General features: G+C 50.5%; 19 protein-coding genes. 10 read left to right on the top strand and 9 right to left on the bottom strand.

The window, feature by feature from the left end:
* Positions 1-259 precede the first annotated feature (259 nt).
* The 6 genes from BW972_RS13095 to BW972_RS13070 all read left to right on the top strand — a co-directional run bounded on the left by BW972_RS13095 (position 260) and on the right by BW972_RS13070 (position 3,452).
* Positions 260-1,381 (top strand): Fic family protein, encoded by a 1,122-nt coding sequence (locus BW972_RS13095; RefSeq protein WP_040574096.1) that lies wholly within the window; start codon positions 260-262, stop codon positions 1,379-1,381.
* A gap of 102 nt (positions 1,382-1,483) precedes the next feature.
* Complete coding sequence (locus BW972_RS13090; protein ID WP_007656037.1) at positions 1,484-1,819, top strand: type II toxin-antitoxin system RelE/ParE family toxin; 336 nt, start codon at positions 1,484-1,486, stop codon at positions 1,817-1,819.
* A 2-nt stretch (positions 1,820-1,821) separates the two neighbouring features.
* Positions 1,822-2,133: a helix-turn-helix domain-containing protein gene (locus tag BW972_RS13085; protein WP_007656039.1), complete on the top strand. Its 312-nt coding sequence runs from the start codon at positions 1,822-1,824 to the stop codon at positions 2,131-2,133.
* A 163-nt stretch (positions 2,134-2,296) separates the two neighbouring features.
* Positions 2,297-2,578 carry a type II toxin-antitoxin system RelE/ParE family toxin gene (locus BW972_RS13080; RefSeq protein ID WP_007656040.1) on the top strand — a complete coding sequence of 94 codons (282 nt, stop codon included), beginning with the start codon at positions 2,297-2,299 and terminating at the stop codon, positions 2,576-2,578.
* Positions 2,579-2,588: 10 nt separating this feature from the next.
* Positions 2,589-2,888: a HigA family addiction module antitoxin gene (locus BW972_RS13075; RefSeq protein ID WP_007656043.1), complete on the top strand. Its 300-nt coding sequence runs from the start codon at positions 2,589-2,591 to the stop codon at positions 2,886-2,888.
* 93 nt (positions 2,889-2,981) lie between these two features.
* Positions 2,982-3,452 (top strand): YehS family protein, encoded by a 471-nt coding sequence (locus tag BW972_RS13070; RefSeq protein WP_076422447.1) that lies wholly within the window; start codon positions 2,982-2,984, stop codon positions 3,450-3,452.
* Between the two features lie 119 nt (positions 3,453-3,571).
* On the opposite strand, the gene BW972_RS13065 is transcribed toward BW972_RS13070, so the two are convergent.
* The gene (locus tag BW972_RS13065; protein WP_007656047.1) at positions 3,572-4,756 is read right to left on the bottom strand and encodes a Gfo/Idh/MocA family protein; all 1,185 of its coding nucleotides are present in this window, start codon (positions 4,754-4,756) and stop codon (positions 3,572-3,574) included.
* Positions 4,757-4,882: 126 nt separating this feature from the next.
* Between BW972_RS13065 and BW972_RS13060 the strand changes: the two genes are divergently transcribed.
* The 4 genes from BW972_RS13060 (at position 4,883) to BW972_RS13045 (ending at position 7,537) form a co-directional block, all read left to right on the top strand.
* Positions 4,883-5,680: a pseudouridylate synthase gene (locus tag BW972_RS13060; protein ID WP_076422446.1), complete on the top strand. Its 798-nt coding sequence runs from the start codon at positions 4,883-4,885 to the stop codon at positions 5,678-5,680.
* Between the two features lie 68 nt (positions 5,681-5,748).
* Positions 5,749-6,549 carry a HipA family kinase gene (locus BW972_RS13055; protein ID WP_076422445.1) on the top strand — a complete coding sequence of 267 codons (801 nt, stop codon included), beginning with the start codon at positions 5,749-5,751 and terminating at the stop codon, positions 6,547-6,549.
* On the top strand, positions 6,527-6,910 hold the full coding sequence (locus BW972_RS13050) for a DUF3037 domain-containing protein (RefSeq protein WP_076422444.1): 384 nt from the start codon (positions 6,527-6,529) through the stop codon (positions 6,908-6,910). The genes BW972_RS13055 and BW972_RS13050 overlap by 23 nt, the downstream gene beginning before the upstream one ends.
* Positions 6,911-6,976: 66 nt before the next feature.
* Positions 6,977-7,537 (top strand): tetratricopeptide repeat protein, encoded by a 561-nt coding sequence (locus BW972_RS13045; RefSeq protein WP_076422443.1) that lies wholly within the window; start codon positions 6,977-6,979, stop codon positions 7,535-7,537.
* Positions 7,538-7,687: 150 nt separating this feature from the next.
* On the opposite strand, the gene BW972_RS13040 is transcribed toward BW972_RS13045, so the two are convergent.
* The 8 genes from BW972_RS13040 to BW972_RS13005 all read right to left on the bottom strand — a co-directional run bounded on the left by BW972_RS13040 (position 7,688) and on the right by BW972_RS13005 (position 14,811).
* Entirely contained in the window at positions 7,688-9,037 is a 1,350-nt protein-coding gene (locus BW972_RS13040; protein WP_076422442.1) for a hypothetical protein, read from the bottom strand.
* 53 nt (positions 9,038-9,090) lie between these two features.
* A complete protein-coding gene (locus tag BW972_RS13035) occupies positions 9,091-9,471 on the bottom strand; it encodes a hypothetical protein (RefSeq protein ID WP_076422441.1) in 381 nt (126 codons plus the stop codon).
* 95 nt (positions 9,472-9,566) lie between these two features.
* Positions 9,567-10,463: a cyanophycinase gene (locus BW972_RS13030; protein ID WP_007656059.1), complete on the bottom strand. Its 897-nt coding sequence runs from the start codon at positions 10,461-10,463 to the stop codon at positions 9,567-9,569.
* Positions 10,464-10,490: 27 nt separating this feature from the next.
* On the bottom strand, positions 10,491-10,928 hold the full coding sequence (locus BW972_RS13025; protein WP_007656060.1) for a hypothetical protein: 438 nt from the start codon (positions 10,926-10,928) through the stop codon (positions 10,491-10,493).
* Between the two features lie 8 nt (positions 10,929-10,936).
* Positions 10,937-11,800, bottom strand: a complete 864-nt coding sequence (locus tag BW972_RS13020; RefSeq protein ID WP_234986375.1) for a TIGR02587 family membrane protein — start codon at positions 11,798-11,800, stop codon at positions 10,937-10,939.
* 27 nt (positions 11,801-11,827) lie between these two features.
* Positions 11,828-12,601: a transporter gene (locus BW972_RS13015; protein WP_234986374.1), complete on the bottom strand. Its 774-nt coding sequence runs from the start codon at positions 12,599-12,601 to the stop codon at positions 11,828-11,830.
* A 606-nt stretch (positions 12,602-13,207) separates the two neighbouring features.
* The gene (locus BW972_RS13010; RefSeq protein WP_076422439.1) at positions 13,208-13,948 is read right to left on the bottom strand and encodes a (Fe-S)-binding protein; all 741 of its coding nucleotides are present in this window, start codon (positions 13,946-13,948) and stop codon (positions 13,208-13,210) included.
* Positions 13,949-13,950: 2 nt separating this feature from the next.
* Positions 13,951-14,811, bottom strand: a complete 861-nt coding sequence (locus tag BW972_RS13005; protein WP_076422438.1) for a hydroxymethylglutaryl-CoA lyase — start codon at positions 14,809-14,811, stop codon at positions 13,951-13,953.
* Between the last annotated feature and the right edge of the window lie 145 nt (positions 14,812-14,956).

Genomic DNA, 14,956 nt, shown 5'->3' with positions numbered 1-14,956 from the left:
ACAGGCTTCACCAACTCGCCTGTAAGGGACTTGCACCCTCTGGAATAATATGATACCTTTAGTATCAGGTGCCCATACTGGGCGCACACCACACCCATAAGCCAGCTTCGCCGCCTTATGGCCAAGTACGTTGTGCTTCATGCAATGTATGAAAAGAACCTACAGGAGTAATAATTACCTCCGAACAAACAACAAGTGTAATAAATTGCTATTTTTACCTTTGTGTTTAGAATAAGAGTAATTGTTACCCTCGTTGATTATGGCCCCATTTCACAGAGAAGAACCCTACAATGACTTACCCTTGCTTCCTCCGGATGTAGATCTTGAGACGAAGGAAGTCATGCGAAAGACTGTAAAGGCAAGCAGGGCTTTGGCACAACTGAACGGAGCCATCATCAACCTGCCTAACCCAAGCCTCTTTTTAGACACAATCCATCTACAGGAAGCCAAGGCAAGTTCTGAAATAGAGAACATCATCACTACGAATGACGATCTTTATAAATCAGTCGTGGCTGAAAAGAGGTATGAACCCACGGCAGCAAAAGAGGTTATAAGCTACAAGGAGGCGTTGTGGTACGGCTTGGAAAAGCTCAAAGAGCGGCCATTTATCACAACAAACCTCTGTGTGGATATCATGCGATGTATCAAGCAAAACACATCGGGCATCAGGGCTACTCCGGGCACGACCTTATCCAACACGCAGGGCGAAGTGATCTACACGCCGCCGGCAGGGGAAACAGTAATACGCGAGAAAATGGCAAACCTGGAGCGCTTCATTAACGAGGAGAACTCGCTGGACCCGCTCATCAAAATGGCCGTCATGCACTACCAGTTCGAGGCCATACACCCGTTCATTGACGGTAACGGACGCACAGGAAGGATTTTACTTTTGCTCTACCTGAAGATGGAGAAACTGTTGGATGTGCCTGCTCTGTACTTAAGTGAGTATATCATCCACCATAAAGCGGCTTATTACCAGAAGCTAAGAGCAGTAACGGAAGCAGGAGACTGGGAGGGCTGGATACTCTACATGCTAGACATGATTGAAAAAACAGCCACCAGCGGACTCCAAAAACTGGAGGAGATTATGGGCGTTATGGAGGCCACCTCAGAGGAAATAAAAGAAAAACTTCCAAAGGTGCACTCAAAGGAGTTGATTGAGATTTTGTTCAGGCTACCGTATACGAAACGCCAGTTTCTGATCGACGCAAACATGGGGACACCTAAGACTGTGGGGAATTACTTGATCGCACTTGAGAACGAAGGCTTTTTAAAAGCGACGAAGGTAGGAAAGGAAAAACTTTACCTAAACCAGCGATTAATGGAAGTGCTGGAGAATAAGGGAGAAGCTCGAAAGCACAACACCAGCTATAGTGCATAAAAGCACCATAGCCCAGCACGTTACCCACAATAGGAGTTATTAAAAGTTTACATATAAGGAAACTTTTCTTTATCTTTGGAAGTATCTAAAGATAAGTACTAAATGCAACAAAAATTTGAAGTTGACTTGCTGGAGGAGGCTTTCAAGTATTTGGAATCGCTTGAACTGAAACACCGGGAGAAAATACTGCAGAATATCCGAAGAGCGCAGTTCCACACCGACCCTAAGCTATTCAAAAAGCTAACGAACGAAATCTGGGAGTTCAGGACTCTATATGCTGGCCTTCAGTACAGACTTCTTGCCTTCTGGGATAAAACAGACAAGAAGGAAACACTAGTACTCGCCACCCATGGATTCGTCAAGAAAACCAGCAAGGTTGACAAAAAGGAAATTGACAAAGCCGAGCGTATTCGGGAAATCTATTTTAAAGAGAAATAACCATGAAAAGATATTCATTGAGTGAAGCCGAGGATAAGCTTATCGGTATAAAAGGAACACCAGCGCGTGACAATTACGAGTTCGAACTCAAGCTGGAGCTGATTGGAGACATGATTCAAGCAGCAAGAAAAGAAAGAAACCTGACGCAGGAGCAACTTGGGCAGCTCGTTGGAGTGAAAAAAGCCCAAATATCCCGACTTGAAAATAACGCTACTAACGTGACAATAGATACCATTTTGAAAGTATTCAACGCACTTGAGGCAAAGGTTAACTTCAAAGTTGAGTTGCTCAACAGACAGGTGAAAGTTGCTTAAAAGAACCACAATGGGTAACCCGGTGCAGACTTAACCCTTGCTATGCTTAGGGCTTCGGCTGCATAAACCGTTAGGCTGTATTTCAAAGAATTAAAAATCCACAAAACTTTTTTAGTATTAAACTTAGTGCTTACTTTTGACGTTAGTAACGCTAAAAGTAAGTATGATTATATCTTTTGGGTCCAAGGAAACTGAAAAAATCTGGAATGGAGAAAGGGTTGCGAAGCTGCCTATGGAGATTCAGACGATTGGCAGACGTAAATTAAGAATGCTCCATAACTCTCAGGATATTGCTGACCTTCGCATTCCTCCCTCCAACAGATTAGAGAAGTTGTCGGGAAACCTGAAAGAGTTCTACAGTATCAGGATAAACAGCCAATGGAGAATCAGCTTCCAATGGAATAACGGGCAAGCATCTGAAGTAGAAATTATAGATTACCACTAAGAAGAAAGAAATGGAACGACTACCCAATATTCATCCAGGAGAAATACTGCAAGAAGAGTTTCTTGTTCCGCTTAACATCACAGCCTACAGACTTTCAAAGGACATTGGTATACCTCAAACCAGAGTGTCTGAAATTTTGAAAGGAAACAGACGCATTACAGCCGACACGGCTTTAAGGCTAAGCTACTACTTTGGCAATTCCCCTAAGTTCTGGCTTGGTTTGCAAGATGATTACGATTTGGAAGAAGAGAAGGCTAACAAGCAGCAGGAATTGGAATCCATAAAACGATTTGAGAAAAACGCAGCCTAACCCAGTGCAGCCCTACCCCCCCGCTAAGCTGCGGGCTTCGGCTGGACAACACGTTAAATCGGCATTTATAAAAAAAATATTCAAATTATAAACATGAACAACAACGATATTTTACGCCGGCTCCGCTATACATTTGATTTTAATGACGCTAAGCTCATAGAGCTTTTTAAGTCTGGGGGAGAGCAGGTAACCCGCATAGAAATCACCGAGTTGATGAAAAAAGAAGATGAGCCTGGGTTTAAGGAAATGAGCGACCTGCACCTAGCTGCTTTTCTCAATGGTTTCATAAACGAGAAACGTGGCAAAAAGGAAGGTGATCAACCTAAGGCCGAAAACAAACTGAATAACAACATAATACTTCGTAAGCTCAAAATTGCCCTGAACCTGATAGACGAAGACATCCTGGATATTCTGAAACTGGCAAATTTCCGTTTAAGCAAGCACGAACTCAGTGCCTTTTTCCGCAAACCCGACCACCAGCATTACCGCCCACTTCAAGACCAGATTCTGCGCAACTTCCTACACGGCTTGCAACTAAAGCACCAACCCAAATCAGGCAGATAAGATTGTGTTAAAATCCGCATAAAGCAAGAAACTTAATAGAAGCCTACTCCTGTTCAGCCGTAATTCTTGCTATTCTTTTGGCTTCGGCTACACCAAGCCGCTACACAATACCTCCTTCCCTACCCTCCATACCTGATCTCCACCCGCTTTCCTCCTGCATTGGCAGATTCGTAAATCGCCATGAGCACGCGCATATCGCGCAGACCCATTTCGCCAGGTACAATGGAAGGCTGATTCTTCATGAAGCTATGCGCCTGTCCGTCCATTTGCCGTACCTGCTCATAAATGTTGGGCAGGTCTATTTTGCCTTCGTGGGTCTCCCCTTTCTTTCCTTCGTAGGCATAGGCCGGACTCAGACGCCACCACCCTTTCTCGGCCTTGGCACTTAGCAGATTCTCTTCATCGGCATAACTGGTGTTGCACTCCGCTTTTACTCCATCCGCAAACTCCATCTGCCAATTGATGGACTGCTCCACACTGTGAAAGTAGTTGGGCTTTGTCACCTCCCCATACCTGGCGGTAACCGCTACCGGTGGCTTGCCCATCGTATAGATTGCCCCCTGCACACAGTAAATGCCGAGATCCATTAAAGAGCCGCCGCCTGCCAGCTGTTTGTTCAGTCGCCATACATCCAGGCTGCCGTCAGTCATGTCGGAGCTGTTGCGGGCTTCGATCTGCTTTACTTTGCCGTATACCTGCTTCTGTCCGAGCTCCATCACCCGCTGGTGAAAAGGCTCGAAGTGAAGGCGGTAGCCAATGGCCAACTGTACCCCGTTCTCGCGGCAGGCATCGAGCATGCGCTGCGCATCTTCCAGAGTAGTGGCCATGGGTTTCTCACAGATCACATGCTTTTTGGCTCTGGCCGCACGGATGGTATACTCCGCATGCATGGCATTTGGCAGCACCACATACACAATGTCGATGTCTTTGTTGTTGGCTATCTGGTCGAAGGTATCGTAAGAGTAGATGTTCTTGTCGGGGATGTTGTACTTCTTCTTCCAGGCTTCTGCTTTGGAGGGTGTGCCTGTTACGACGCCTGCCAGGTAGCAATGCTGCGTTTCCTGCAGGGCAGGCGCCAGTTCATTGGTGCTATACTGGCCTAGCCCCACCAGCGCGATGCCCATTTTCTTTTTTTGCTGCGATCCTGTTTGAGATGTTCCCGCTTCATAGGCCAAATTACCAATGTGCTGATCCATGCTATGTGAGAGAAGCGGCATACCCAACAGCGTGCCCCCCAAGGTGAATGTAAAGCCTTTGAGAAATTTGCGTCGGTCGGTTTGTAAGTTGTAGTGGTTTGTTTTCATGCGTCTGGATTATGGAGGATACTAAAAAAAACGCGCTGCACCCGTATATGTTTCGGATTGAGAGAGCTGTGTTGCTGATACCCGGGATATGCTTACCTTTGTCACTTTCATATTAGCACAGTTCTTTTGTCAACATTCCTTGCAGAGCCCCTGCTTATACCTTTTGGTGAAGTTGCAGCGGCCTACGCCCTGCCCGAAAAGTTTGGCAATCCCTTACGGTACACACCACACGCACTTGCCTTACTGGCAGCTGAGAGGTTGCAGCAACATCTTGCACAGCAGCAGGATTGGGAGCACAACTTTGGCTTAGAACCGGGACAGAAAGGGGCCGTTGTCGGGAAAATGTTTGGCGTGCTGGTTGTCAGGACGGCACAGGGTGAACTGGGCTATTTGGCAGCCTTTTCGGGGAAACTGGCTGGCGGTTTTCACCACCCTGCCTTTGTGCCACCCATATTCGATTCACTCACAGAAGGTAGCTTCCTGAATAGCGGTATGCGTGAACTCACCCGCATCAACCAGGAAATAAACATGCTTCAGGAACAAGCCACCACCGAAAGCAAGACCCGGGTAGATGCGCTGCAGAAGCTACGCAGAGAGAACTCTGTCGCGCTGCAGGCGATGCTCTTTGACCAATACCATTTCCTCAACCAGGCCGGTGAAGCGAAAAGCCTGCGCGACATTTTCAGGCAGAGAGCCAACAGCAACCCACCCGCTGGCGCCGGTGAGTGCGCTGCCCCCAAACTGCTGCAATATGCCTTTCAGAACGACATGAAACCTTTGGCGATGGCAGAGTTCTGGTGGGGCTTGTCGCCTAAATCAGCCTATTGGAAACACGGCCACTTTTACCCCGCCTGCCGCGAGAAGTGCGAACCCATTCTAGCGCACATGCTACAAGGTATAGCCCTGGACGAAGAGCCGGAATAACAAAGCAGGTAGTCAGTTTTTAGAGCATAGGCCCAGCCCACTCAACACATTTTTCGTAAGTTGCAGCTATGAATCACAGATCACCAGAGATCCGAACCGTCAACGTGGTCCGCTACGTCACGCCTCTGCGGGAGGGCGGCTCGCTGCCTGCCATTGTGGAGGCCGACGACGAGTTCCTGTATGTGCTCAAGTTCCGGGGTGCCGGACAAGGTATAAAAGTGCTTATTGCCGAGCTGATCGTGGGCGAGATGGCCCGGGCGCTCGGCTTTCAGATACCCGAGATCGTCTTCATGCACCTCGACGAAGCCTTTGGCCGCACTGAACCCGACGAAGAGATACAGGACCTGTTGCGTGCCAGCGAGGGCCTTAACCTGGGCTCACACTATCTGCAAGGCGCCATAACTTTTGACCCGGTAGTGACGACCATCGACTCGGAACTGGCCTCGCGCATTGTCTGGCTCGACTCCCTCGTGACCAACGTAGACCGCACGGCCCGCAACACCAATATGCTGATGTGGAAGAAAGAGCTCTGGCTGATCGACCATGGTGCTTCCCTCTTTTTTCATCACTCCTGGGACAACTGGGAAGAGCAGGCCAAGCGCCCCTTCGCCATGATCAAAGACCATGTGCTCCTGCCACAGGCGACTGCACTGGAAGCCACTGATAAAGCTGGTAAAGAGATCCTGACGCCAGCCCGCATAAACCAAATCCTGGCGCTTATACCAGATGAATGGCTGACCGGTGTGGAGTCGCCCTTTGAGACAGCCGAGGAACACCGCCAGGCCTATGCCCGCTTCTTCGAGATAAGATTAGCCCATTCTGACATATTTGTGAAAGCCGCCCAGCATGCAAGAGAGACACTTATTTGAGTACGCCGTGATACGGGTAGTGCCACGGGTGGAGCGTGAGGAGTTTCTGAATGTGGGTGTCATCCTGCTCTGCAGTTCACAAGGCTTCCTGCAGATCCGCTATACCTTAAACGAGAAGCGCCTGAGAGCCGCGTTCGGTGACCTGGACATGGAAGAGCTGCGGGCTCGGTTGCAGGCTTTCGAAAAGGTATGCGCCGGGCGTCGCGAAGGCGGTCCGATCGGTCAGCTGGGCACGGCCTCCCGCTTCCGCTGGCTCACGGCAAACCGCAGTACCATCGTGCAGACTTCAGCCGTGCATCCGGGGAGATGCCTCAATCCACAGGAGACTTTGGATAAACTGCATCGGGATCTGGTCTTGTAGCACCACCATTTTGCAACGCAAACTATCCCGCAATTTGTTATATTCGCATAGACCAAAAACCGAGGTATGAACATCTCCCGCATCGTCACTATTGTTTTAACGCTAGGCGCTATCATTTTTGTGGTCATCATCCTGTCGGACCCTTATTTTTTTACTGATACCAAAAAGATACAGAAGACTGCTGAAGCGAAGCTGGAGGAAGGCATTTTGGGCAACAAAAATGCCTTTAAAGAGGCCAGTTATTACCTGAATTCGTTAATTGAGCAGGGCGATGGTGACCGCAAAACCTACGACCTCCTGTACTGGAGTTACCGCTACGACAAGAATTTTGATCAAGCTGAAAGAGCCCTAAGCGAAGCTCTGGAAGAATATCCGGATGATCTCGGCTTTCTGTACCACCGTGCCGAAATGCGTCTGGAATTGGGCAAGTACGAGCAGGCTTTGGAGGATTACAACGCCGTTATACCTGCCGCTGACGACAAAGACTTTCTCTATGATGCCCTGTATGGCCGTGGCGCTGCCAGGTATAAGCTGGGTTTAAAAGAAGAAGCGGAAACGGATAGGCTGAAGGCGCAGGAACTGACGCGGGATACTCTACAGGCGTATTCAGTTTACTTTAAGGAGTAATTTGGTTAATAGCTTCGCCTTGCCGGCGGAGCTTTTTTATGGCGCGAGTCGCAGATCCCGAACCAGATTTGGGGCGTCCACGCTCGTGTCTACTATTTACCTTAAAATGACAATTGTGCACTCCGACATGATCAATCCTGAAAATCTATCTTAATCCTGAGAATCCTGATCCCCCCTCCTCAAATACTTCTTAATACAATGCAGCGCTCCTGACTTTTCGGCGAAAGGGTTGAAATCCTCTAGCTGGATTACTTTAAAACCGAGCTTCTCCCATACCTGCTTATTCGCTTCATCGGTCTTGCGGAGGTACTCCCAGCTACCATGTCCATAAGTGGGTAGCCAGACTGTCTTTTCATCTTCACTTTTAATTTCTACCAGGGCATTGTTAGCGGTAGCGTAGTACCAGCTTCGTTTCTTTTCCTCCGGGGTGTCCACATAGGTCAGCGGCAGTGGGTTTCGGATCACCTCGAAGTCCTGTCGCTCGAGCAGGGCGGCTACGTCATCAAACACATCAGGTATAGCGTAGGCTGACAGTTCCTCGCCCAGCACTTCACAGGCCATGCGGGTGTCACCGACCAGCACCTGGTACCTGCCTTCTTTATTGCGCCCGGCCAGCGTCACAAACATGTCGATGTGAAAGACCGGCTGTACTGTGCCTTCCACATTTTGGGTGTGTAGCGTTTCCGTCCACTTCTCGCCATTCAGCTTAAACTCCTGCTCTTCTTCCTGCGGCACGTACAGCAAACTGCCCACTGTCACAAACCTGCGCTTGTGATCGAGGTAGCGGCTGAAGAGCTGTGCCAGCTGCTCTGTTGCCAGGTTACTTTCCTCAGGTAGCAGCACTCCCCGCAGGTCAAGCATGGAGTCCACGATGTAGTCGGCACCCATCAGGAAAAAATCGTCACCGACCAGCAGGTTGCCCCCTTCAAAATAAAGCGGCGTCTTCACCCTGTTCAGTCCAAGCGATTTGCTCAGGATATAACCAGTATAGTCGTCGGCGGCCCGGCGGTGCGAGTGGGGTTGTACGATGTAATAACTGCCATCACGCTTATCCTCCACCACTTCGTAGTCATCCTCGGCCCATACCAGCAGCTTGATGTGGCCGGGCACTTCATGAAAGCGGACCCGATTGAGCATGTCATGGGCAGAGAACCAATTCATCAGTTGCTCTTTGGTATCGCCACTTTCGGGCACCAGCAAGTGAAATTCCGTATAGTCCGGCAATTTTCGGAAGAGGTCCTGGTATACCTTCCAGAGTGGATTATCGTCGTGCCTGAGCACATAGGACGGTACCGTGAAGACCATCGCTTCCAGGGACCCGTCGGCGCTTGGCACCAGACTAGGCTGCTGGGGCATCTGACTATACTGTTGCAGCATGGTCATGGCAATGGCCCGCCGCTGCATCCCCGACTCCGGCAGGTCCTGTTGTGACTCGCTTGAGAGTTCTTCTATCAAGCGGTAGTGTCTTCTCCTGATCGGACGTGCGGCTTCGTTGCTCATAGGTATAGCGTTTATAAAATTGATATGATGGTCTGCTGCACCAGGGTTTATAATCAATCCCGTGCGTCAATCTTTGCCATTCCCCGCTGCCCTGCCCAGAGCCAGAGCAGGATGATGATCAGCTCTGCCGCAGCGTCGAGCAGGTAGATCTCCCAGATTACGTTGCGGAGAGGGTAGTAGGCGCTCACGAACCCAAGCCCTGCAGCACCCCCAATACCCAGCCACTTGATCTCAGAAGTCACCCGCTGCCGGAACCCTGCCACCAACAGCACCAGTCCTACTACCGCAATCAGAATACCAACCGTGCGCACCAGCCACAGGTCTGTTTTAGGCCCCGTCACCCACAGGAAACTGGGCATGTGCAGGAGCGGCCATATACCTGTTAGCGTCCAGTAGATACCCTGCAGTTTGGCGATCAGGCTTACGCTTCTCATGGCTTCAATTGTTTAAGTTTACATGGAAGAAACCGGAGGTAAAGCTCAATTGAGTTTTTCCCCCGGTTTCTGAAAGATCAGTTAAATTAAATGCATCAGATATGTAGCTGGTCGTAGGTTGGAAGAACATAGGTGTCACCGGGTGAAAGCAAGTGCACCTTCAGATCGCGCACAGAGAAAGGCTCTCCGGTGTTTATTTCGTAAATGTTGGTAGAAGTAATGCCCAAGCCATCCACTACTGTGACCAGGCCCGAGCCAAGTACCTTTATTTCGATACCATTCCTGACACAAATGGCGGTATCCTCCTCCAGCCCTACGCCAATACAGCCCGGATTGGTGACAATGCACTGCGAAACACGGATTATGCGCCCCCGCTGTATAAAGTGCGTATCGATGGCCACATTCTTCAAAAATTCCAGCCCGGTAGTGATGCGTACGTCTCCTTTGATGTAGCCCCCTTGTGTTTCCCCTTCATAGATCATGGGCGTAGACATAGCCGCTGCACCAGCGCTGGTACCCGCAATGATAAACTTTTCATCGTAGGTATAGCGTTCCTTCATCAGTTGCAGCACGGGTGTCCCGCCTAAGATGGAGGTCAGGCGCAACTGGTCGCCACCTGTAAACATGATGCCGGCAGCACGCTCTACCATATCCAGATACTCATCCTTGAAGGCATCTTCCCTGTTCCTGACATCGAGCACTTCCACCTTTTTTACTCCGAGTTTGTTAAATTCCTTGATGTAGTCCTGTGCGATCTTATCCGGCACGGTGGAAGCTGTCGGCACTACTGCGATCATGGGATCAGATCCCTTTAAGCTCTCCACGAAATACTTCAGTATCTCGTCGCTCTCAAAATCAACGTTCTTTGACTGCTCCGCTGAAAGTTCCTTCTCTCCCTTGTCTTCCCGGCCGCCAATAGCCAGGAGGCAGCCTTTCGGGACCGGAGCTTCCTTGTGACTCTTATGACGTTCAGAAACTTTTTTCTTTGCCATTGTTCTTTATTTAACTGATTGTAAAGATTAAGGTCGTTTGTAGCTCATCACCCGTGCCGCCAGCGTATCGGCCTGCATCGGGTCTTCTTTGAAATTCACCCAACCCTCCCGCATCGAGTTCTTGGGGGCGAAGGCGATGTTGAGTTGCGCACTTTCCAGCACTTCGCCCCCTTTCTCCAGGGTAAGTTCGATCTGCACTTCCTCAGCCGTCTCGCCGCCTTCATTGTATACCTCCACCCGGTAGCGCTGCGGAGCATTGTCCGTCGGGTCGGGATAATACCGCACCACCAGATCGGGGGTGGAGGGCACATCGATATAGGTTTGGTAGCTCAGGTAGGCCAGTATGCTCAGTACAAGCAGCAGGCTTACCACGAACACAGTCCATTCCAGTGCGTTTTTGTCATCGTCCTCACCAGCCCTTCCAACCTGGCTTTGCTTATTTTCCTGTTCTTGTTTTCCCGTCATGGAGCATGTTATTTTATCAGCAGTCGCCCGGCTGAGGCCCCCAGGCTGGCTAACACACCCAACACAATGCATTGGGCTATGGCTATTTCAAAACTTACGCCTTCAAACCGGCCGAAAAACCACAGCAGGAATGCTGAAGCGGCAAGTGCCGTCAGGTAGCTCAGGCAGGTGTCTACCGTGATGGCGAAGAACAGGTTACCATTCTGGTGCCTGCCCGTTCCATGGAAATCGCTGAAGTAAACCACCACCACACTGAGAGCAAGCGACAGTAAGGCCATGAGCAATATGTGAAAGGGCGCTGCCCCTACCGCCAGCAGCACCACTTCTTCGGTAGGTGCCACATTGCCACCCACAATCACGCTGCCACAAAGCGCCAGTACCACCAGGCTGACCTTACTCCGCAGTCCGGTGCGCCAGCCTGCCTCCTTTGCTTCTGTTTGTACTTCATCTTCTTCCTCCGGTTCATCTTCCGGACTGCCCAACTGTGCGGTCCCGATGGATACGCCAATAGAAACAGCCATGGCCTCGATGATGATCTTACCCATGATCTCGTCAGTGGACATCTCCCCGAATTGTATGCGGTTGAGCACGTACAGCACAGCAAAGGACAGAATGATCCCCAGCCCCATCTCCTCCACCGAGTCGATGAAGACACTGCGCCACGATGCCCCGGGACGCATACCTGCATAGCGATTGTAGCCAAGCAGCAACAGGTAGGTGACCACCACCATGATCAGCAGCTGGAAGGGCGTGGCGATAAAGCCGGCCCACCATACCTCCATGGTGAAGAGGAGCGGAAAGCTGAACAGAAGTCCTCCCGCTATGCCACGGGCGTACTCTTGCAGCGATTTCCGGACAGGTCTCTTTTTCATATCTCTTGCCATACCTGTTACAGCCAGTTAACGGGGTAGCCTTACTACCAGGCCTGTAGTGATAAAACTGTGCGGGGCTGCTTTGTTCAGGCGACGCCCTGCCGCCACATCGAACTGCAGATTGGGCAGCAGCAGGTAGAGCAGTCCAACGTCCGCCTGGTGCTCGGCAGTCTCCCCCTTCCCTTTGCTCCCGAATGCTTCCAGGTAGATTGTGAGCTTGTCGCTTAGTTCCCGGGTGATGTTGACACCGTATGATCGCACGGGGTCACCCTCAGCCCAGCCATAGCCCAGGTTATAAGTCAGGTCCATTTTCTCAGATATTCCATGACTAAAAGCCACCCCGAACTGAGGCTCCGGATTATCTGGTTTGAATACTTCACTCGCAAGGGGCAGCGTCAGCATGGCTGATAAAGCAGCCTCCGGACGCCAGCCGCTTTCTTCCCATAGCCGTACTTTCGTGCCGACGCTTAGCGGCCCCCATCCCCTGATATGGCGCTTTGACCCATTTTCAATAACAGAATCTTTTGCGGCACCATGCAGACGCAACTCCACTCCCTCCAGCAAGCCGATGCGCAGCAGTGCTGTGGGGTAGGCGTGTGTTCTGATGGATGCATTGAGCTTCTGGTAGTGATACCCCGCTTCCAACTGAATATAACCTCGCGACACAATGCCCGGACCCTGTGACTTATCCGGCCTGTCTGTCGTAAGCTCCTCCCGTTCTTCCTGCGCCTGCGCCGGTATTACAAGAGCGCTCAGCACAAAAATCAGCAGTCCCAGCACCAGCGTTTTCTTTGGTTTCATAGCTTTGAACAGTACTTGCGTTTGTTGCGCTTTATACGCTGCATGACTATATAAGTAGGGACAGCCTATACAAATACCGATTTGCACGTAGTAGCCTCGCATATTACCGCAAGGCGCTGACATAGGCGTCAATCTGCTACCTACATGTAGGCAAGCTTTCAAAAACAGCTTGACAACTGGCATTTTCTGCAGGATGAGTTAAAAAAGGAATCGGGGACCTGGAAGAGGGGAAAAAAGGGAGCCGGTTCCAACCGCCTGCATTAAAATAACAGATACCGGCTCCCTTTATAAACATGTGCAAACCGCCAAACGCACCCCAGATAGCGGCAAGCACATGATCATTTAAAAACAACGTTTGTATCGGCAGTAGACTCACCAGGAGTCAGGACGTTTGGTTCAACCAACCTAAAACCAAAGTTCTAAACTGCCTTCCGTGTTTTGTCTATTATACGGCAACATCATAGGGAGGTAAGCCATGAATGCACTATTCAGTTGTTATTGAGCTAATTTCAGTATTACTAGCCTCGAGGCTACGTGTTTTTACGCATATAAAAAAGCCAGACACTTACCGTATCTGGCTCTTGAATTTTAGTTGATCCCTATACCTTACCAGCCACTGGCCAGCACGTCGGCTATGTGCATGGTTTTGATCGGTTTCCTGTTCTTCTGGATATACCCGTTGAGATGCATCAGGCAACTGCTGTCGGTGGATATGATGTAGTCGGCACCGGTGGCCAGGGCGTTCTCCACTTTCTGCTCGGCCATGGCTACTGATATGGCTTCGAACTTCACGGCAAACGTACCGCCAAAGCCGCAGCAGGTTTCAGTGTCTTCCATTTCGATCATTTCGAGGCCATGCACCCCTTGCAGCAGCGCACGAGGCCCTTCCTTGATATGGCATTCGCGCAGGGCGCTGCAGGAATCGTGGTAGGTGGCTTTGCCGTCGAGGCGGGCACCCGGCACCTGCGATACCTTGAGCACATCGGTCAGAAACTCGGTCAGCTCAAACACCTTTTTCTGCATGGCACGGTACTTTACCAGTTTCGATGACTTCACGAAAATGTCCTGATAGGCATTGCGCACCATACCAACGCAGCTCGCTGAAGGAGCCACAATATAGTGCGAGGTCTCGTTTGAGAAATCGTCGAGAAACTTATTGGCAACCTCACGGGCTTCGTCAAAAAAGCCGGCGTTGAAGGCAGGCTGTCCGCAGCAGGTCTGGTTCGGGTTATAGTTCACTTCGCAGCCCAGCCCCTCGAGTACCTTGACCATACTCAGGCCTGTCTCTGGATGCAGCTGATCCACGAAGCAGGGAATAAAAATATCTACAATGGTTCTTCTTGCCATAATCAGGAGAAAACAGAGCCTGAAGCTGCCAGTGCGGCAGCGAAAGCCTCTTTGTCGAGCTTCAAATTTAAATTATTATTTTCGAAGTAGCCGACCAAATTTTCAGTCGCCATGTTCCCCACGAGCTCATCCTTGGCCATCGGGCAGCCGCCGTAGCCGCGCATGGCCCCGTCAAAGCGGCGACAGCCAGCCTGGTAGGCAGCCTCCACCTTCTCCTGCCAGGAAGTGGGCGTCGTGTGCAGATGCGCCCCAAACTCGATGTGCGGAAAGGCCGGCACCAGTTCGCTGAACAGGTAGGTAATATTCTCCGGATTGGAAACCCCGATGGTATCAGAAAGAGAGATGATCTTCACGCCCAGCTTATCCAGTTCCTCCACAAAGCGAATAACGGTAGCCGCATCCCAGGGATCGTTGTAAGGATTGCCGAAGCCCATGGAAATATACGTAACAAGCGTTTTGTTCTGGCGCTGGCAGATGTCCTGGATCTGGGACAGTTGGCCCATGGCTTCGGCGATGCTCTTGTTAGTGTTGCGCTGCTGAAAGGTCTCAGAGACGGAAAGCGGAAAGCCCAGGTAATCGATCGCTGCATGGGAGGCGGCCTCTTCTGCGCCCCGCACATTGGCGATGATGGCCAGCAGTTTGGAACGGGTATCGCGCAGGTTCAATCCAGCCAGCACCTCGGCTGTGTCCGCCATTTGCGGTATAGCCTTGGGCGACACAAAGCTACCGAAGTCTATTGTGTCGAAGCCCACCTGCAGCAGCTGATTGATGTAGTCGATCTTTGTCTGCGTAGGTATAAAATCATGCAGGCCCTGCATGGCATCGCGTGGACACTCTATTATTTTGATGGTATCGTCTGTCATAGGAAATAGATTCAGGTCGTTTTGTCAAAGATACAATAAGCCTATATTGGAAACGGGATTTAAGGCGAGAATTTGTGCCTGCCGGATGCAGCTGGTTCAAACCAGATCAGCCAGGTAAGCCAACCTGGTGCTGGCCCGGGTATAG

It is taken from the genome of Pontibacter lucknowensis (genome assembly GCF_900156415.1).
In the GTDB taxonomy this organism is placed as follows: domain Bacteria; phylum Bacteroidota; class Bacteroidia; order Cytophagales; family Hymenobacteraceae; genus Pontibacter; species Pontibacter lucknowensis.
The sequence above is the reverse complement of the archived record's forward strand: the minus strand, read 5'-3'. Positions and strand labels throughout refer to the sequence as shown.